We start from the raw sequence: 17,966 nt of genomic DNA on the forward strand, positions 1-17,966 counted from the left end.
GTAGGCTGTCCGACCATGCGGGCGGCACGGGTGACTCGGCTGGATGGTCCGGACGCGATCGAGGTCGGGGAGGTCGACGAGCCCTCGGGCGACGGCGTGGTCGTCGACGTGTACGCCGCCGGCGCGGCATTTCCCGACGCGCTGCTGACCCGCGGGCTCTACCAGTACCGGCCGGAGCCGCCGTTCGTGCTCGGTGCGGAGATCGCCGGCGTGGTGCGCTCGGCGCCGGAGGGCGCGCACGTGCGACCCGGCGACCGGGTCGTCGGGCTGACGATGCTGTCGGGCGGCATGGCCGAGGTGGCGATCCTGCAGCCCGACCGGGTGTTCAAGCTGCCCGACAACGTGAGCTTCGAGGCCGGCGCCGGCCTGCTGTTCAACGACCTGACGGTGTATTTCGCGCTGACCGTGCGCGGCCGGCTGGCCCACGGCGAGACGGTGCTGGTGCACGGCGCCGCCGGCGGGATCGGGACGTCGACGCTGCGGCTGGCGTCGCTACTCGGGGCGTCCCGCACGATCGCGGTCGTCAGCACCGAAGACAAGGCGGACGTCGCGACGGCGGCCGGCGCCACCGATGTGGTGCTGGCCGAGGGGTTCAAGGACGCGGTCAAGGAGCTCACCGGCGGCAGCGGCGTGGACGTGGTGGTCGATCCGGTCGGCGGCGACCGGTTCACCGATTCGCTGCGCTCGCTCGCCCCGGGCGGACGGCTGCTGGTCATCGGGTTCACCGGCGGCGAGATCCCGACCGTGAAGGTGAACCGGCTGCTGCTCAACAACATTGACGTCGTCGGCGTCGGGTGGGGAGCGTGGACGGCGACGCACCCGAACGCGCTCGCCGAGCAGTGGGCCGGACTCGAGGAACTGCTCAGCTCGGGCCGGCTGACTCCCCCGACGCCGGAGGTCTATCCGCTCGAGCAGGCGGCCGCGGCCGTGGCGTCCCTCGAGAATCGAACGGCCAAGGGCAAAGTCGTGGTGCGCGTCCGCGATTGAGGCCTGCCATCCGTGCGGTGGGAGGCCTCCGAGCACCTTGTGCGCCGGGTAAACAAAAAGTAATGTCACTTTCAGTTTTGTAGCCCGCCGGTAGCCAGGAGGTTCCATGGAATCGTTCGTGCACTTGCGAAAAGGGAAGACGCCGCGACGGGTGCACGCCGACCTGGACGGGCTGAAGGACGACGAGCTGGGCCGCGGCGGATTCACCGGCCGCACCGCGAACATGTACCGCCGCAACGACCCCACCGCCTATCGCGCGGACGGTCCCCTGCGACCCGTCGACGTGCTGGCCGGCGAGCTCAAACCGAGCGACGCCACCGACGCCAACGGCGGGCCGCTGCTGATGTTCAGCAACGACGACTGCCGAATCCTGTTGAGCCGCCGTCACGAGCCGATGCCGTTCTACGCCCGCCACGTCGACGGCGACCTGCTGTGCTTCGTGCACCGCGGTGCGGGACTGCTGGAGACCGAGTTCGGGCCGCTGCGCTATCGGGAGGGCGATTGGGTGTACATCCCGAAGGCATGCACCTGGCGCCAGCTGCCCGACAGCGAAACCACGTTGCTGATGATCGAGTCCGGCGACGAGTTCCGGGTGCCGCCGCCGGGCGTGCTGGGCCGGCACTTCCCGTTCGACCCCTCGCAGGCCACCGTCCCCGAACCGGAACCGCCCACCGATGACGGCTTGCCACCTGGGAAAGACGGGTACGAGGTCCGCCTGATCCATGAGGGCGGCCCGACAACGCTGTTCTACCAACACAATCCGCTGGATGTCGAGGGCTGGCGTGGTGACAACTTCGCGTTCACCTTCAACATCGCCGACTACAACGTGATCACCTCGGACAGCGTCCACCTGCCGCCCACGGTCCATCTGTTCATGCAGGCGACGGGCGTGTACGTGATGAACTTCCTGCCGAGGCCCGCCGAAGGCGTGCGGGGCACCGAACGCACGCCCTGGTACCACCGCAACGTCGACTACGACGAGATCGCCTTCTTCCATGGCGGTTCGCTCTACGGCATCCCGATGCCGCCGGGCCTGATCACCCATGCGCCGCAGGGCGTCCACCACGGCGCGCCGGAGAAGGCGCGGGAACGGGCACGCCGCAAGTTCGACGAGCATTCGCGGGTGGACTGGCAGGTCATCGCCGTCGACACGCGAAGGCGGCTCACGCCGTCGGCCGAGGTGCTCGCCCACGACCTCGGGCAGCACTCGTGAAGCACGACTACGACCGGATCCCGTATCTGGTTGCGTTCCAGAACAATTCCGCGGTGCGCGACGTCTACGGCGGGCTTGCCGAGATCACCGTGTTGGAAAGCTATCTGCTCAAGCCGAAGGCCAAGCCGTCCGACACCGTGCTGGTGTTCATGCACCCGATCGGCGGCGGCGCGTACCTGCCGATGACGGGCGCGCTGGCCCGCGCCGGTCACCATGTCATCTACTGCAACAGCCGGTTCCGCGGCACGGATTCGGGGCTGCTGATGGAGAAGGTGGTCGAGGACCTCGGCGAGTGCATCAAGGACGCCAAGAACCGGCTCGGGTACGCCAAGGTGGTGCTGGCCGGGTGGAGCGGCGGCGGCTCGCTGTCGATGTTCTACCAGCAGCAGGCCCACAAACCGACGATCACCGCGAGCCCGTCCGGCGACGGCCCCGACCTCACCAAGCTGGACCTGCCCGAGGCCGACGGCATCATGCTGCTGGCCGCACACATCAGCCGGCACGGCACGCTCACCGAATGGCTGGACGCGTCCATCCTCGACGAATCCGACCCGACCAAGCGGGATCCCGAGCTGGACCTGTACGACCCGGACAACCCCAATCAACCGCCCTACAGCCAAGAGTTTCTGGATCGCTACCGGCAGGCGCAGATCGACCGCAACCGGCGCATCACCGCGTGGGTCCGAGCGAAGCTGGCGGAACTCAAAGCCAGCGGCCGTCCGGACGACGAATTCTGTTTCGTCGTGCACGGCACCATGGCCGACCCGCGCTGGCTGGACCCGACCGTCGATCCCAACGAACGCACCCCCGGGACCTGCTATCTGGGTGATCCTCGGGTGGTGAACATGAGCCCCGTCGGTTTGGCCCGGTTCTCCACGCTGCGCGGCTGGCTGTCGCAATGGAGCTACGACGACGCCCGCGGCGACGGGGTGGCCTGCGGGCGTGACCTCACGGTCCCGGCGCTGGTGATCGGTAACCTGGCCGATGACGCCTGCACACCCAGCCACACCCGACGGCTCTTCGAGGCGATCGGGCACCCCGACAAGGAGATGCACGAAATCCCCGGCGCCACACACTATTACGCGGGACCCGACCAGCGGGACAAGCTGCGCGCGGCCGTCGACATCGTCACCGACTGGCTGGTCCGGCACGACTTCGCGGGCGCCGAATGACTTCCGCCGGCGACGATGCAGTGGGGGCACCCCCAGCCGCGCAGCGGCGAGGGGGACGAAGCGATGAGGTGGGGGCACCTCCCGCTTGCGGGGGAGAGCGGCGCATCGTTGGTGCGCTGGACGGCGTCCGGGTGCTCGAGCTCGGAACCCTGATCGCCGGCCCGTTCGCCGGCCGGCTGCTCGGCGACATGGGCGCGGACGTCATCAAAGTGGAGCCACCCGGCGCGCCGGACCCGCTGCGCACCTGGGGGCAGGCCGAACTCGACGGGCAGCACGTGTTCTGGACGGTGCACGCGCGCAACAAGCGGGCCATCACCCTCGACCTGCGCAAGCCGCGCGGACGCGAGCTGTTCCTCGATCTCGTCGCCGAATCCGACGTCGTGGTGGAGAACTTCCGCCCGGGCACGCTGGAAAAATGGAACCTGGGCTACGACGTGCTGTCCGAGCGCAACCCGCGCGTCATCCTGGTCCGGGTGTCCGGCTACGGGCAGACGGGACCGGAGGCGCACAAGGCCGGCTACGCCTCGGTGGCCGAGGCGGCCAGCGGCCTGCGGCACCTCAACGGCTTCCCGGGCGGGCCCCCGCCCCGGCTGGCGCTCTCGCTCGGCGACAGCCTGGCCGGCATGTTCGGCGCCCAGGGGGCGCTGGCGGCCCTGTACCGCCGCGGCGTCACGGGCCGCGGTCAGGTGGTCGACGTCGCGCTCACCGAATCGTGTTTGGCCGTGCAGGAATCCACGATCCCCGACTACGACGTCGGCGGCGTGGTGCGCGGGCCGTCGGGCACCCGGCTCGAGGGCATCGCGCCGTCCAACATCTACCGCAGCGCCGACGGGTCCTGGGTGGTGATCGCCGCCAACCAGGACACCGTGTTCGCCCGGCTGTGCACGGCCATCGGGCGCCCGGAACTGGCCGCCGACGATCGGTTCGCCACCCACGGCGCCCGCGGCCGCAACCAGGACGAACTCGACGAGATCATCGGCGCGTGGGCCGCCGACCGGCAACCCGGCGAGATCATCGAAACATTAAGCGCCGCAGGAGTGATCACCGGGCCGATCAACACCGTCGCCGACGTGGTCGACGACCCGCAGCTGCGGGCCCGCGGCATGCTGGTCGAGCACTACGACGAACGGGTGCGCCGCAACGTGCTGGGACCGGGCGTCGTGCCGGTGCTCTCCGAATCCCCGGGCGGCGTCCGCAACGCCGGTCCCGCGCGCCCGGGCCAACACAACGAGGACGTGTACATCGGGCTGCTGGGCAAGACCGCCGACGAGCTCGAGGCTCTACGGCGCGAGGAGGTGCTGTGACGCAGCACGTGGACATTCGGGAGGTGTCGCTGCGCGACGGCCTGCAGATCGAAAAGCCGATCCCGTTGGCCGCCAAGCTGGAATTGCTGGCTGCGGTGGCCGCCACCGGGGTGCGCGAGGTGGAGGCCACGGCGTTCGTGTCCCCGTCCAAGGTGCCCTCGATGGCCGACGCCGCCGAACTCGCCGCACACCTGCGCGACTACCCCGACATCGAGTTTTCCGCCCTGGTGGCCAGTCCGAACGGCGCCAGGCGCGCCGTCGCCGCGGGCCTGCGGTCGATCGAGTACGTGGTGGCCGCCAGCGACGCGTTCAGCGAGGCGAACGTCGGGCGGCCCGCCGCCGAGGCCACGGACCAGATCGAGGACGTCGTCGCCATCGCCCACGACGCCGGCGTCACCGTGGAGATCATCGTCGCGACCGCGTGGGACTGCCCGTTCGAGGGGCCGACCCCGCCCCAGCGGGTCCTCGAGATCGGCGCGGCCGCGCGCGAGAAAGGCGTCGACCGCTTCTCGATCGCCGACACCATCGGCACCACCACGCCACGACGGGTGAGTTCGCTGATCGCCCAACTGCGCCCGGTGATCGGCGACATGCCGCTGGGCGGGCATTTCCACAACACCCGCGGCACCGGCCTGGCCAGCGCCTACGCCGCGGTCGGCGCCGGGGTCACCAGGCTCGACGCCTCGGTGGGCGGACTGGGTGGCTGCCCGTTCGCGCCCGGCGCCACCGGCAACATCGCCACCGAGGACCTGGTCTACCTGCTGCGCGACAGCGACATCGACGTCGACGTCGACCTGGAGGCCGCCATCGCCGCCGCCGAAGTCGCCAAATCCCTTGTCGGCCACGACTTGCCGGGCGCGCTGCTGCGTGCCGGCGACCGGATCCGGGTCTGATGCCGGCGGAAAGCCTGACCGCCAAGGGCCGCCAGACCAGGCAGGCCATCGAACAGGCCGCCCGGAAGCTGTTCGCCGAACGCGGCTTTCACGGCACCACCCTGGCGGACATCACGTCTGCCGCGGGCAAGTCGCCCGCGGTGTTCTACCGCTATTTCGGCGACAAGGAAGACCTGTTGGCCGCCCTGGCGGAGTCGTTTCTGCACGAGGTCGTGACGCCGTCCGGGCTGAGCGTGGAGCTGCCGAAGTCGCCCGACGACGACGCGTTCTTCACCGCGGTGGTCACCGGGTACTGGAATATGTTCAAGCAGAACATCGGCATCATGATCGCGGTGGCCCAGCTGGCCACCACGCAGCCACGATTCGCCACCGTCCAGAACGAGTTCCGGCGCTTCGGCATCGACATCGTCGCCGCCTCGGTTCGCCGCGCACAGGAACAGGGATATGCAACCGAGCTCGACCCCGAGCACACCGCGGCGGCCATCGCGCTGCTGTTCGAGAACTTCACCACCGTGGTCGTCGGCCCGTCGGGCCTGGGGCTGAAGATCAGCGACGGGGACGCCGTCGCCACCCTGTCCACCATCTGGAAGAAAACGCTCTACGGCGCTTAAGGAGTCGACATGGATTTCACACTGCCGGAACATCTTCCGGGGGTGCTCGCGGAGATGGACGCATTCATCGAGCGCGAGATCGCCCCGCTGCAGGCCGAGAACATGCAGTACTTCGACCGGCGCCGCGAACACGCCCGCACCGATTGGGACAACGACGGCATCCCGACGCGCGAGTGGGAGGACCTGCTCGCCGAGATGCGCAGGCGCGCCGACCGGGCGGGCTGGCTGCGCTACGGGCTGCCGGCGTCGCTGGGCGGCCGCGACGGCACCAACGTCGACATGGCCGTCATCCGGGAACACCTGGCGCACAAGGGTCTTGGCCTGCACAACGACCTGCAGAACGAGTCGTCGATCGTCGGGAACTTCCCGCAGGTGATCATGATGGAGCGCTTCGGCACCGACCAGCAACGCCGCGGCTGGTCGGAGGCGCTGATCACGGGGGAACGGTCCATGGCGTTCGGCCTCACCGAACCGCTGCACGGCTCGGACGCGACCTGGCTACAGACGCGGGCGCAGGCCGACGGGGACGGCTGGGTGATCAACGGCGCCAAGCGATTCAACACCGGCGTGCACCGCGCCACCCACGACCTGGTCTTCGCCCGCACCTCCGGCGAGCCGGGCTCCGCCGTGGGCATCACCGCCTTCCTGGTGCCGACCGACGCGCCCGGATTCCACGTCCCCTACTACTGGTGGACCTTCAACATGCCGACCGACCACGGCGAGGTCGAGCTGACCGACGTGCGGGTGCCCGCCGACGCGGTGCTCGGCGAGGTGGACCGCGGCCTCGAGGTCGCGCAAACGTTCCTGCACGAGAACCGGATTCGCCAGGCCGCGAGCAGCCTGGGCGCGGCGCAGTACTGCATCGACCGCGCCGCCGAATACGCCGGCCAGCGCACCGTCTTCGGCAAGCCGCTGTCGGTGAACCAGGCCGTGCAGTGGCCGCTGGCCGAACTGCAGACCGAGGCCCAGATGGTGCGGCTGCTCGTGGCCTACGCGGCCTGGCATCTCGACCGCGACCACCACATGGAGGTCTCGGACAAGGTGTCGATGGCCAACTACCGGGCCAACCGGCTGGTCTGCGACGCCGCGGACCGGGCCATGCAGATCTTCGGCGGCCTGGGCTACAGCCGCCACGAGCCGTTCGAGCACATCTACCGCCATCACCGCCGCTACCGGATCACCGAGGGCGCCGAGGAGATTCAGATTCGCCGGGTGGCCCAGCGGCTGTTCAAGTTCGGTCACAGGTGACCCTGCAAGAGCGCCTGCCGGCGGTGCTGGGCCCGGTCCTGGGTACCGGCGTGGCAGTCGAGAACCTGCGCGCGTTGACCGGCGGCGCCAGCCGCGCCACGTGGGCGTTCGACGCCGTCACCGGCACGCAACGCCGCCCGCTGATCCTGCGCACCGGTCCGCCCGACGACGTGCACGCCGGCATGGAACTCGAGGCCCGCGCCCAGGCCGCCGCAGCGGCGGCCGGCGCACCGGTCCCCCACATCCTGGTCGCCGACGATTCTGTTGCCGCACTGGGCAATCCGTTCCTCATCTGCGATGAGATCCCCGGCGAGACCATCGTCCGGCGCATCCAACGCGGCCTCGACGCCGATGGCGGGCACGCGGGCCGCACGCGGTTGCTACACCAGTGCGCGCGGGCGCTCGCCGCCATTCACCGGGCCGATTCGGCGATCCCCGGCCTGATCCACGAGGACCAACTGGTGCAGTGGCGCGAGCGCCTCGACGCGATGGGCGACACCACCGCCACCTTCGAATGGGCGTTTCGCTGGCTGGCCGCCCACCGGCCGCAACCGACGGCGCCGGTCCTGGTGCACGGGGACTACCGGATGGGGAACCTGATCGTGGACGGCTCCCGGCTGGCCGCCGTGCTGGACTGGGAGTTGGTACACCTCGGCGAGGCCTACGAAGACCTGGCCTGGTTCTGCATCCGGGCCTGGCGGTTCGGCGCACCGGCCAGCCTCGGGGCCGGCGGCCTCGGCAGCGTCGAAAGCTTCCTGCGGGCCTACGAGGAGGCCGGCGCGACTACCGTCGACCGGGTGGCGTTTCACTGGTGGCTGGTGCTGGCCACACTGCGTTGGGGGGTCATCTGCCGCTACCAGGCCGAGCGGCATCTCAGCGGCGAATTCCGCTCGGTCGAATTGGCGACGATCGGCCGCCGCGTCTGCGAAACGGAGTGGGACCTGCTCGACCTGCTCGAGGGGGCCCGGTGAGACGATGTGCGCCGCGCTGGGGGTACCGCCCGCTTGCGGGGGACGGCGCGAGGAGGGAGGCGGGCAATTGACGGAGGTGCGGCCGTGATCGGCGCCTACGGCCGGCCGCTCGCGGCCGAACTCGTGGCCGCGGTGGCCGAATTCCTGGAAACCGACGTCCGGGAAGCGACCAGCGGGCAGGTCAACTTCCACGCCCGGGTCGCCGCCAACGCGCTGCGGATCGTCGAGCGGGAACTGCTCGACGAGACCGAGGCGGAATCCCTTGCGGCGCTGGCCGATCTGGGCTTTGCCGACGAGGAACAGCTGGCCGCCGCCATCCGGGCCGGCGAGTTGGACGGGCGCGGTGACGAGGTCACCGCCTGCCTGCGCACCCTGGTGCGGCGCCGGCTGGCCGTCGCCCACCCCGGATACGACAGCGAATAGGAGCGGGTGTCATGCCGGCTGCCAGTACGGAAACGATCATCGACGTCGCCGACCGACTGTTCGCGGCGATCGAACAAGGCGATTCCGGCGCCGTCGACCGGATGTGGAGCGGCGACATCGCCGTGTGGCGCGCCGGGGCGCGCCGCGACCCCGCCAGGTCGGACGACAAGGCGCGCGCGATGCGGGTCATCGACTGGTTCATCACCGCGACCACGGATCGGCGCTACGAGATCCTCGACCGTCAGCTGTTCGACGGGGGCTTCGTGCAGCAGCACATCTTGCACGCCACCGGGCATGCCGGGCAATCGATCTCGATGCGGGTCTGCATCGTGATTAGGGTGGGCGAAGACGGCCTGATCGACCGGATCGACGAGTACTTCGACCCGGCTGACATCGCGCCCCTGATCGACTGAGGGGCCGGAAAGGGGCGAGTTGACGATGACGACACTGGAAACGCTGCTGAGCGATCCCGACACGGCCGGGGTGTGGAACCTCGTTCCCGACCGGTCCGCGATCACCTTCAAGATCAAGAACATGTGGGGGCTGCTGACCGTCAAGGGCCGCTTCACCGAGTTCAGCGGCGACGGGCAGTTGACCAACAAGGGCGCCGTCTTCGGCCGCGTCGACATCCGGGCGGCGTCGGTGGACACCGGCATCGGCCGCCGCGACAAACACCTGCGCTCGCCCGACTTCTTCGACGTCGAGCGCTACCCCGACATCAGCGTCGTCGTCACCGCCGTGCACCCCACCCAGGGCCGGTCCGCCGACCTCCAGGCGTCCTTCACCATCAAGGGCAGCACCGCGCCGCTGCCCCTGCCCGTCACGATCACCGAGCTCGACGACGGGGCCATCCAGATCGCCGGGGGAACCCAAATCGACCGGTCCAAGTTCGGGCTGGGCTGGAACAGGCTGGGCATGATGGGCGCGACGGTGACGGCCGCCGCGCAGGTGGTCTTCGTTCGGGCGGACGGGTAAGGCGGCGGGGTCACCGCTACCATCTGAGCGTGGCCGACTCCACCCCCCTGCGGATCCTCGTCTACAGCGACAACGCCGAAACCCGCGAGCAGGTGATGCGGGCGCTCGGCAAGCAGCTGCACCCGGACCTGCCCGAGTTGAGCTACGTGGAGGTGGCGACCGGCCCGATGGTGATCCGCACCATGGACGAGGGCGGCATCGACTTGGCCATTCTCGACGGGGAGGCGACCCCGACCGGCGGCATGGGCATCGCCAAACAGCTCAAGGACGAACTCTCCAGCTGCCCGCCGATCGTGGTGCTCACCGGCCGCCGCGACGACGCCTGGTTGGCCAGTTGGTCGCGCGCCGAGGGCGCGGTGCCGCACCCGCTGGACCCCATCGTGCTGGGCCGCACGGTGCTGGGGCTGCTCCGCACTCCCGCTCGCTAGCAATTTGCGCTTTCACCTGCGCCGACACGGAAACCTGAGCCGTGTGGGCGGTCGCCCGGCATCCCCGCCGCGACGCGCCCGGATGCGGCCACGTTAAAACCGGGCAAATAGCACCACCCCGGGCACGTGCGCCGGCCGCAACGACGCTATGTTGAAGGTCACTGCGGCGGGCTACAGACCCGGCTCGTCACAGCGGCCCGGTTACCGCCTGGCCACCGTTGAAAGGCTCAGCGGCGGCCCACACGACGGATCATGGAGCGAGTTGAACGTCTACATACCCATCCTGGTGCTGGGCGCGATCGCCGCTGCCTTTGCCGTGGGCTCGGTCGCGATCGCGAGTTTGGCCGGCCCGACCCGCTACAACAAGTCGAAGCTGGCCGCCTACGAGTGCGGCATCGAGCCCACCGAAACGCCGGTGAGCGGCCCGCACGCGACGGCCGGCCAGCGGTTTCCGGTGAAGTACTACCTCACGGCGATGCTGTTCATCGTCTTCGACATCGAGATCGTCTTCCTGTACCCGTGGGCGGTCAGCTACGACGCCCTGGGGACCTTCGCGCTGGTCGAGATGGTGGTGTTCATGCTCACGGTCTTCGTGGCCTACGCATACGTGTGGCGCCGCGGCGGCCTGACGTGGGATTGAGGTAGACGTGGGCCTGGAAGAACAGCTGCCCGGTGGCATCCTGCTGTCGACGGTCGAGAAGGTTGCGGGCTACGTCCGCAAGAACTCGTTGTGGCCGGCGACCTTCGGGCTGGCCTGCTGCGCCATCGAGATGATGGCGACGGCCGGGCCGAGGTTCGACATCGCGCGGTTCGGCATGGAGCGGTTCTCGGCGACCCCGCGCCAGGCCGACCTGATGATCGTGGCCGGGCGGGTGAGCCAGAAGATGGCGCCGGTGCTGCGGCAGATCTACGACCAGATGGGCGAGCCGAAATGGGTGCTGGCCATGGGCGTCTGCGCGTCATCGGGCGGGATGTTCAACAACTACGCGATCGTGCAGGGCGTGGATCACGTGGTCCCGGTGGACATCTACCTGCCCGGCTGCCCGCCGCGTCCGGAGATGCTGCTGCACGCAATCCTGAAGCTGCACGAGAAGATTCAGCAGATGCCGCTGGGCGTCAACCGCGAGGAAGCCATCGCCGAGGCCGAGCAGGCGGCGCTGGCGGCCCGGCCCACCATCGAGATGCGCGGTCTGCTGCGATGAGCTCGCCAGACCACGACCCGAAGGTTGCGGCCAGCGAGGTGGGAGGAGCCGTCCCTACGGCCGACGAAGAGGTCATCGACGTCCGTCGCGGCATGTTCGGCGTCAGGGGCACCGGCGACACGTCCGGATACGGGCGGTTGGTGCGCGAGGTCACGCTGCCGGGCAGCAGCCCCCGGCCCTACGGCGGTTACTTCGACGACATCGCCGACCGGCTGGCCGAGGCGCTGGGCCGCGAGGGCGTCGAATTCGACGACGCCGTAGAGAAAGTCGTGGTCGACCGCGGCGAGCTGACGTTGCACGTGAACCGCGGGCTGCTGCCGCAGGTCGCCCGGCGGCTGCGCGACGAACCGGACCTGCGCTTCGAGATGTGCCTGGGTGTGAACGGCGTGCACTACCCCCACGAGACCGGCCGGGAACTGCACGCCGTCTACCCGCTGCAGTCGATCACCCACAACCGTCGGCTGCGGCTGGAAGTGGCTGCGCCGGACAGCGATCCGCACATCCCGTCGCTGTATGCGGTCTACCCCACCAACGACTGGCACGAGCGGGAAACCTACGACTTCTTCGGGATCATCTTCGACGGCCATCCCTCGCTCACCAGGATCGAGATGCCCGACGACTGGCACGGGCATCCGCAGCGCAAGGACTACCCGCTGGGCGGCATCCCGGTCGAATACAAGGGCGCGAAGATTCCCCCACCCGACGAGCGCAGGGGCTATAACTGATGACCGACACCGAAACCGTCCTGGTCGCGGGCGGCCAGGACTGGGACCAGATCGTCGACGCCGCCCGCAACGCCGACCCGGGCGAGCGCATCGTCGTCAACATGGGCCCGCAGCACCCGTCCACCCACGGGGTGTTGCGGTTGATCCTGGAGATCGAGGGCGAGACCGTCACCCAGGCGCGGTGCGGAATCGGCTATCTGCACACCGGGATCGAGAAGAACCTCGAATACCGCTACTGGACCCAGGGTGTCACCTTCGTGACCCGGATGGATTATCTCTCACCGTTTTTCAACGAGGCCGCCTACTGCCTCGGTGTGGAGAAGCTGCTCGGCATCACCGACGAGATACCGGAGCGCGTCAACGTCATCCGCGTCATGATGATGGAGCTCAACCGGATCTCGTCGCATCTGGTCGCGTTGGCCACCGGCGGCATGGAACTGGGCGCGATGACCCCGATGTTCGTCGGCTTCCGGGGCCGCGAGATCGTCCTGACGCTGTTCGAGAAGATCACCGGCCTGCGGATGAACAGCGCCTACATCCGTCCCGGCGGCGTGGCGCAGGACCTGCCGCCCGGCGCGGAAACCGAGATCGCCGAGGCCCTCGAGCAGCTGAAGCAACCGCTGCGCGAAATGGGCGATCTGCTCAACGAGAACGCCATCTGGAAGGCGCGCACCGAGGGCGTGGGCTACCTGGACCTGACCGGCTGCATGGCGCTGGGCATCACCGGCCCGATCCTGCGTGCCACCGGGCTGCCGCACGACCTACGCAAGAGCGAGCCCTACTGCGGCTACGAGAACTACGAGTTCGACGTGATCACCGATGAAGGTTGTGATGCGTACGGGCGCTACATCATTCGCGTCAAGGAGATGTGGGAGTCGATCAAGATCGTGGAGCAGTGTCTGGACAAGCTGCGGCCGGGACCGACGATGATCGAGGATCGCAAGATCGCCTGGCCGGCCGACCTGAAGCTCGGGCCCGACGGCCTGGGGAACTCACCCGAGCACATCGCCAAGATCATGGGCAGCTCGATGGAGTCGCTGATCCACCACTTCAAGCTGGTCACCGAGGGCATCCGCGTTCCCGCGGGCCAGGTGTACACCGCGGTGGAATCGCCCCGCGGCGAGCTCGGCGTGCACATGGTCAGCGACGGCGGCACCCGCCCCTACCGGGTGCACTACCGGGACCCGTCCTTCACCAACCTGCAATCCGTCGCCGCGATGTGCGAGGGCGGGATGGTCGCCGACCTCATCGCCGCGGTCGCCAGCATCGACCCGGTGATGGGCGGGGTGGACCGATGACGGGGCCGCAGGGGCAGCCGGTGTTCATCCGGCTCGGCCCGCCGCCAGGCGAGCCCAACGCGTTCGTGGTCGAGGGCGCCCCGCAGTCGTACCCGCCGGAGGTACGGGCGCGCCTCGAGGTCGACGCCAAGGAGATCATGGGCCGCTACCCCAACAAGCGCTCGGCCCTGCTGCCGCTGCTGCACCTGGTGCAGGCGCAAGACTCCTACCTGACCCCGGCGGGCCTGGAGTTCTGCGGGGAGCAGCTGGGGCTGACCGGCGCCGAAGTGTCCGCGGTGGCAAGCTTTTACACGATGTATCGCCGCGGGCCCACCGGCGACTACCTGGTCGGGGTCTGCACCAACACCCTGTGCGCGGTGATGGGCGGCGACGCCATCTTCGAAACGCTGGTCAATCACCTCGGCGTGCGCAACGACCAGACCACGCCCGACGGCAAGATCACCCTGCAGCACATCGAGTGCAACGCCGCGTGCGACTTCGCACCCGTCGTCATGGTCAACTGGGAGTTCTTCGACAATCAGACGCCGGAGTCGGCGCGCGAACTCGTCGACTCCCTGCGCTCCGGCCGGCCCCAGGCGCCGACCCGCGGCGCCCCGCTGTGTGCCTTCCGTGAGACGTCGCGCATCCTGGCCGGCCTGCCCGACGAGCGCCCCGACCAGGGCCAGGGCGGCGCGGGCGAGGCGACGTTGGCCGGCCTGCGGGTGGCGAAGGAACTCGGCATGGAGGCGCCCGACACCCCGTCGTCCGGGAAGGATCAGTGATGGCCGCGCCCAGCGCCCAGGCGACGCCGCTGACACCGGTGATCAGCCGCTTTTGGGACGATCCCGAGTCGTGGACGTTGGAGACCTACCGCCGCAACGACGGCTATGGGGCCATGCAGAAGGCGCTGGGCATGGAGCCCGACGACGTGATCGGGGTCGTCAAGGACTCCGGCCTGCGCGGCCGCGGCGGCGCGGGCTTCTCGACGGGAACCAAGTGGTCGTTCATCCCGCAGGGCGACACCGGCCCGGCCGCCAAGCCGCACTACCTGGTGGTCAACGCCGACGAGTCGGAACCCGGTACGTGCAAAGACATTCCGCTGATGCTGGCGACGCCGCACGTGCTCGTCGAGGGCGTCATCATCGCCGCGTACGCGATCCGGGCCAGCCACGCGTTCATCTACGTGCGCGGTGAGGTGCTGCCGGTGTTGCGCCGGCTGCAGAACGCGGTGGCCGAGGCCTACGCCGCCGGTTACCTGGGCCGCGACATCAACGGTTCGGGCTTCGATCTGGAGTTGGTGGTGCACGCCGGCGCCGGCGCCTACATCTGTGGCGAGGAGACGGCGCTGCTGGACTCGCTGGAGGGCAGGCGCGGGCAGCCGCGGCTGCGGCCACCGTTCCCCGCGGTGGCCGGGCTGTACGGCTGCCCCACGGTGATCAACAACGTCGAGACGATCGCCAGCGTGCCGGCGATCATCCTGCACGGCGTCGAGTGGTTCCGGTCGATGGGCAGCGAGAAATCGCCGGGCTTCACGCTGTATTCGCTGTCCGGTCACGTCACCCGGCCGGGCCAGTACGAGGCCCCTCTCGGGATCACGTTGCGCGAGTTGCTCGCCTACGCGGGCGGCGTGCGGACGGGGCACCGGCTCAAGTTCTGGACGCCCGGCGGGTCGTCGACGCCGCTGCTCACCGACGAGCACCTCGACGTGCCGCTGGACTACGAGGGCGTGGGCGGCGCCGGTTCCATGCTGGGCACCAAGGCGCTCGAGATCTTCGACGAGACCACGTGCGTGGTGCGCGCGGTCCGCCGCTGGACCGAGTTCTACAAGCACGAATCGTGCGGCAAGTGCACCCCGTGCCGGGAGGGCACCTTCTGGCTGGACAAGATCTACGAGCGGCTGGAAACCGGTGGGGGCACGTCAGAGGACATCGACAAGCTGTCGGACATCTCCGACACCATCCTGGGAAAGTCCTTCTGCGCCTTGGGCGATGGCGCCGCCAGCCCGGTGATGTCGTCGATCAAGTACTTCCGCGACGAATACGTCGCGCACGTCGAGGGGGGCGGCTGCCCGTTCGACCCGCAAGACTCGATGCTCAACGGAGGTACCGCGTGACACAGGCCGCCGACACCGAAAACCAGGTGAGCCGGCCGGAGATGGTGACGTTGACCATCGACGGCGCCGAAATCAGCGTGCCCAAGGGGACTCTGGTGATCCGCGCGGCCGAGTTGATGGGCATCCAGATCCCGCGGTTCTGCGATCACCCGCTGCTGGACCCGGTCGGCGCGTGCCGGCAGTGCCTGGTCGAGGTAGAGGGACAGCGCAAGCCGATGGCGTCGTGCACGACCGTCGCCACCGACGACATGGTGGTGCGCACCCAGCTCACGTCCGAGGCCGCGGACAAAGCCCAGCACGGCGTCATGGAGCTGCTGCTGATCAACCACCCGCTGGACTGCCCGATGTGCGACAAGGGCGGCGAATGCCCGTTGCAGAACCAGGCAATGTCCAACGGCCGCACCGACTCTCGCTTCACCGACGTCAAGCGCACCTTCGCCAAGCCGATCAACATCTCCGCGCAGGTGCTGCTGGACCGCGAGCGCTGCATCCTGTGCGCCCGCTGCACCCGGTTCTCCGAGCAGATCGCCGGTGACCCGTTCATCGACATGCAGGAGCGCGGCGCCCTGCAACAGGTCGGCATCTACGCCAACGAGCCGTTCGATTCCTACTTTTCGGGCAACACGGTGCAGATCTGCCCGGTGGGCGCGCTGACCGGCACCGCGTATCGCTTCCGGGCGCGCCCCTTCGACCTGGTCTCCAGCCCCAGCGTGTGCGAGCACTGCGCCTCCGGGTGCGCTCAGCGCACCGACCACCGCCGCGGCAAGGTGCTGCGCCGGCTGGCCGGCGACGACCCCGAGGTCAACGAGGAGTGGAACTGCGACAAGGGCCGGTGGGCGTTCACCTACGCGACCCGGCACGACGTGATCACCAACCCCCTGGTCCGGGACGCCAACGGCGAGCTGCGGCCGGCGTCGTGGTCGCACGCGATCGTCGCGGCGGCCGAGGGGCTCGAGGCGGCCCGGGGGCGCACCGGCGTGCTGGTCGGCGGCCGGGTCACCTGGGAAGACGCCTACGCCTACAGCAAGTTCGCCCGAATCACGTTGGACACCAACGACATCGACTTCCGCGCCCGGCCGCACTCGGCCGAGGAGGCCGACTTCCTGGCCGCCCGCGTCGCCGGCCGGCCGGTGACGGTGAGTTACACCGACCTGGAAACCGCGCCGGTGGTGGTCCTGGTCTCCTTCGAGCCGGAGGACGAGTCGCCCATCGTGTTCCTGCGGCTGCGCAAGGCCGCCCGCAAGCACGGGGTCCCCGTATACGCGGTCGCGCCGTTCGCGACGCGCGCGCTGACCAAGATGGCGGGCCGGCTGATCAAGACCGTTCCCGGCGCCGAAGCGGCCGCGCTGGACGCGCTGGGCGGCGGCGAGATCGGTGAGCTGCTGTCGAAACCGGGCGCGGTCATCATGGTCGGCGAGCGCCTGGCCACGGTGCCCGGCGGGCTGTCCGCGGCCGCCCGGCTCGCCGACGCGACCGGCGCGCGGCTGGCGTGGGTGCCGCGCCGCGCCGGCGAGCGCGGCGGCCTGGAGGCCGGCGCGCTGCCCACGCTGCTGCCCGGCGGTCGCCCGGTGTCCGACGACGCCGCCCGGGCGCAGGTCGCGGCGGCCTGGAACGTCGACGAATTGCCTTCCGCCGCAGGGCGGGACGCCCATGCCATCCTGGCCGCCGCCACGGACGGCTCCCTGGCGGCGCTGCTGGTCGGCGGCATCGAACCCAACGACTTCCCCGATCCCGACGCGGTGCTGGCCGCGCTGGACGCCGCCGGTTTCGTCGTCAGCCTGGAGCTGCGGCACAGCCCGGTCACCGAGCGCGCCGACGTGGTGTTCCCGGTCGCGCCGACGACGCAGAAGTCCGGCGCCTTCGTCAACTGGGAGGGCCGCTACCGCGGGTTCGCGCCGGCGCTGCACGGCACCACCCAGCAGGCCGGGGTGTCCGACCACAAGGTGCTCGACACGCTGGCCGACGAGATGGGCGTCTATCTGGGAACCACCACCGTCGAAGCGGCCCGCGAGGAACTGTCCCGCCTGGGTACCTGGGACGGTGAGCGCGCCGCCGCCCCGCAGGTCGCCACCCCGGCGCCGGCCGAGCCGGGGCAGGGTCAGGCCGTGCTGGCCGGATGGCGGTTGCTGCTCGACGAGGGCCGGATGCAGGACGGCGAACCGCACCTGGCCGGCACCGCGCGCAAGCCCGTCGCCCGGCTGTCCGCAGGCACCGCCGCCGAGATCGGCGCCGCCGACGGCGACAACGTCACGGTCAGCACGCCGCGCGGATCGATCACGCTGCCGCTGGACATCACCGACATGCCCGACCGGGTGGTGTGGCTTCCGCTGAACTCGCCGGGTTCGGCGGTGCACCGGAAATTGGGCGTAACGATCGGCAGCACAGTGGAAATCGCAGTGGGGGAAATCGGAGTGGGCTCATGAC

The 17,966-nt window shown here is 69.6% G+C and carries 19 protein-coding genes; all 19 read left to right on the top strand.

Features of this window, described 5'->3' with window-relative positions:
• Positions 1 to 15 precede the first annotated feature (15 nt).
• The 19 genes from A5696_RS23900 (at position 16) to A5696_RS23990 (ending at position 17,965) form a co-directional block, all read left to right on the top strand.
• Positions 16 to 987, top strand: a complete 972-nt coding sequence (locus A5696_RS23900) for an NADPH:quinone oxidoreductase family protein (RefSeq protein ID WP_067883459.1) — start codon at positions 16 to 18, stop codon at positions 985 to 987.
• A 106-nt stretch (positions 988 to 1,093) separates the two neighbouring features.
• Positions 1,094 to 2,200, top strand: coding sequence for a homogentisate 1,2-dioxygenase (locus A5696_RS23905; RefSeq protein WP_067883460.1), 1,107 nt, complete (start codon positions 1,094 to 1,096; stop codon positions 2,198 to 2,200).
• On the top strand, positions 2,197 to 3,372 hold the full coding sequence (locus A5696_RS23910; RefSeq protein WP_067883461.1) for a S9 family peptidase: 1,176 nt from the start codon (positions 2,197 to 2,199) through the stop codon (positions 3,370 to 3,372). The genes A5696_RS23905 and A5696_RS23910 overlap by 4 nt, the downstream gene beginning before the upstream one ends.
• Before the next feature lie 104 nt (positions 3,373 to 3,476).
• A complete protein-coding gene (locus A5696_RS23915; RefSeq protein WP_067883551.1) occupies positions 3,477 to 4,676 on the top strand; it encodes a CaiB/BaiF CoA-transferase family protein in 1,200 nt (399 codons plus the stop codon).
• Positions 4,673 to 5,569 carry a hydroxymethylglutaryl-CoA lyase gene (locus A5696_RS23920; protein WP_067883462.1) on the top strand — a complete coding sequence of 299 codons (897 nt, stop codon included), beginning with the start codon at positions 4,673 to 4,675 and terminating at the stop codon, positions 5,567 to 5,569. The genes A5696_RS23915 and A5696_RS23920 overlap by 4 nt, the downstream gene beginning before the upstream one ends.
• Positions 5,569 to 6,180: a TetR/AcrR family transcriptional regulator gene (locus A5696_RS23925; protein ID WP_067883463.1), complete on the top strand. Its 612-nt coding sequence runs from the start codon at positions 5,569 to 5,571 to the stop codon at positions 6,178 to 6,180. Before A5696_RS23920 ends, A5696_RS23925 begins: the two co-directional genes overlap by 1 nt.
• A gap of 9 nt (positions 6,181 to 6,189) precedes the next feature.
• The gene (locus tag A5696_RS23930) at positions 6,190 to 7,428 is read left to right on the top strand and encodes an acyl-CoA dehydrogenase family protein (protein WP_067883464.1); all 1,239 of its coding nucleotides are present in this window, start codon (positions 6,190 to 6,192) and stop codon (positions 7,426 to 7,428) included.
• Positions 7,425 to 8,399, top strand: coding sequence for a phosphotransferase family protein (locus tag A5696_RS23935; protein WP_067883465.1), 975 nt, complete (start codon positions 7,425 to 7,427; stop codon positions 8,397 to 8,399). Before A5696_RS23930 ends, A5696_RS23935 begins: the two co-directional genes overlap by 4 nt.
• A gap of 84 nt (positions 8,400 to 8,483) precedes the next feature.
• Positions 8,484 to 8,822, top strand: a complete 339-nt coding sequence (locus tag A5696_RS23940; protein ID WP_067883466.1) for a DUF6285 domain-containing protein — start codon at positions 8,484 to 8,486, stop codon at positions 8,820 to 8,822.
• A gap of 11 nt (positions 8,823 to 8,833) precedes the next feature.
• Positions 8,834 to 9,235: a nuclear transport factor 2 family protein gene (locus tag A5696_RS23945; RefSeq protein ID WP_067883467.1), complete on the top strand. Its 402-nt coding sequence runs from the start codon at positions 8,834 to 8,836 to the stop codon at positions 9,233 to 9,235.
• Positions 9,236 to 9,260: 25 nt separating this feature from the next.
• Positions 9,261 to 9,797 (top strand): YceI family protein, encoded by a 537-nt coding sequence (locus A5696_RS23950; protein ID WP_067883468.1) that lies wholly within the window; start codon positions 9,261 to 9,263, stop codon positions 9,795 to 9,797.
• A 29-nt stretch (positions 9,798 to 9,826) separates the two neighbouring features.
• Positions 9,827 to 10,225 (top strand): response regulator transcription factor, encoded by a 399-nt coding sequence (locus A5696_RS23955; protein ID WP_067883469.1) that lies wholly within the window; start codon positions 9,827 to 9,829, stop codon positions 10,223 to 10,225.
• Positions 10,226 to 10,487: 262 nt separating this feature from the next.
• On the top strand, positions 10,488 to 10,865 hold the full coding sequence (locus A5696_RS23960; protein WP_067883552.1) for an NADH-quinone oxidoreductase subunit A: 378 nt from the start codon (positions 10,488 to 10,490) through the stop codon (positions 10,863 to 10,865).
• A gap of 7 nt (positions 10,866 to 10,872) precedes the next feature.
• A complete protein-coding gene (locus A5696_RS23965) occupies positions 10,873 to 11,427 on the top strand; it encodes an NADH-quinone oxidoreductase subunit B family protein (RefSeq protein WP_055402988.1) in 555 nt (184 codons plus the stop codon).
• Entirely contained in the window at positions 11,424 to 12,152 is a 729-nt protein-coding gene (locus A5696_RS23970; protein WP_067883470.1) for an NADH-quinone oxidoreductase subunit C, read from the top strand. Before A5696_RS23965 ends, A5696_RS23970 begins: the two co-directional genes overlap by 4 nt.
• A complete protein-coding gene (gene nuoD, locus A5696_RS23975) occupies positions 12,152 to 13,450 on the top strand; it encodes an NADH dehydrogenase (quinone) subunit D (RefSeq protein WP_067883471.1) in 1,299 nt (432 codons plus the stop codon). Before A5696_RS23970 ends, nuoD begins: the two co-directional genes overlap by 1 nt.
• Positions 13,447 to 14,211, top strand: a complete 765-nt coding sequence (gene nuoE / locus A5696_RS23980; RefSeq protein ID WP_067883472.1) for an NADH-quinone oxidoreductase subunit NuoE — start codon at positions 13,447 to 13,449, stop codon at positions 14,209 to 14,211. Before nuoD ends, nuoE begins: the two co-directional genes overlap by 4 nt.
• Positions 14,211 to 15,542 (top strand): NADH-quinone oxidoreductase subunit NuoF, encoded by a 1,332-nt coding sequence (gene nuoF, locus A5696_RS23985; RefSeq protein ID WP_067883473.1) that lies wholly within the window; start codon positions 14,211 to 14,213, stop codon positions 15,540 to 15,542. Before nuoE ends, nuoF begins: the two co-directional genes overlap by 1 nt.
• The gene (locus A5696_RS23990) at positions 15,539 to 17,965 is read left to right on the top strand and encodes an NADH-quinone oxidoreductase subunit G (RefSeq protein ID WP_067883474.1); all 2,427 of its coding nucleotides are present in this window, start codon (positions 15,539 to 15,541) and stop codon (positions 17,963 to 17,965) included. The genes nuoF and A5696_RS23990 overlap by 4 nt, the downstream gene beginning before the upstream one ends.
• Position 17,966 lies beyond the last annotated feature (1 nt).

Origin of the sequence: Mycobacterium sp. E2699 (assembly GCF_001666745.1) — a bacterium.
Lineage (GTDB): Bacteria > Actinomycetota > Actinomycetes > Mycobacteriales > Mycobacteriaceae > Mycobacterium.

What these genes read in the sequence shown, in the direction of transcription:
- A5696_RS23900 (WP_067883459.1), top strand. Translation starts at nt 16, where the DNA reads ATGCGGGCGGCACGGGTGACTCGGCTGGATGGTCCGGACGCGATCGAG.
- A5696_RS23905 (WP_067883460.1), top strand. Translation starts at nt 1,094, where the DNA reads ATGGAATCGTTCGTGCACTTGCGAAAAGGGAAGACGCCGCGACGGGTG.
- A5696_RS23925 (WP_067883463.1), top strand. Translation starts at nt 5,569, where the DNA reads ATGCCGGCGGAAAGCCTGACCGCCAAGGGCCGCCAGACCAGGCAGGCC.
- A5696_RS23930 (WP_067883464.1), top strand. Translation starts at nt 6,190, where the DNA reads ATGGATTTCACACTGCCGGAACATCTTCCGGGGGTGCTCGCGGAGATG.
- A5696_RS23945 (WP_067883467.1), top strand. Translation starts at nt 8,834, where the DNA reads ATGCCGGCTGCCAGTACGGAAACGATCATCGACGTCGCCGACCGACTG.
- A5696_RS23950 (WP_067883468.1), top strand. Translation starts at nt 9,261, where the DNA reads ATGACGACACTGGAAACGCTGCTGAGCGATCCCGACACGGCCGGGGTG.
- A5696_RS23970 (WP_067883470.1), top strand. Translation starts at nt 11,424, where the DNA reads ATGAGCTCGCCAGACCACGACCCGAAGGTTGCGGCCAGCGAGGTGGGA.
- nuoD (WP_067883471.1), top strand. Translation starts at nt 12,152, where the DNA reads ATGACCGACACCGAAACCGTCCTGGTCGCGGGCGGCCAGGACTGGGAC.
- nuoE (WP_067883472.1), top strand. Translation starts at nt 13,447, where the DNA reads ATGACGGGGCCGCAGGGGCAGCCGGTGTTCATCCGGCTCGGCCCGCCG.
- nuoF (WP_067883473.1), top strand. Translation starts at nt 14,211, where the DNA reads ATGGCCGCGCCCAGCGCCCAGGCGACGCCGCTGACACCGGTGATCAGC.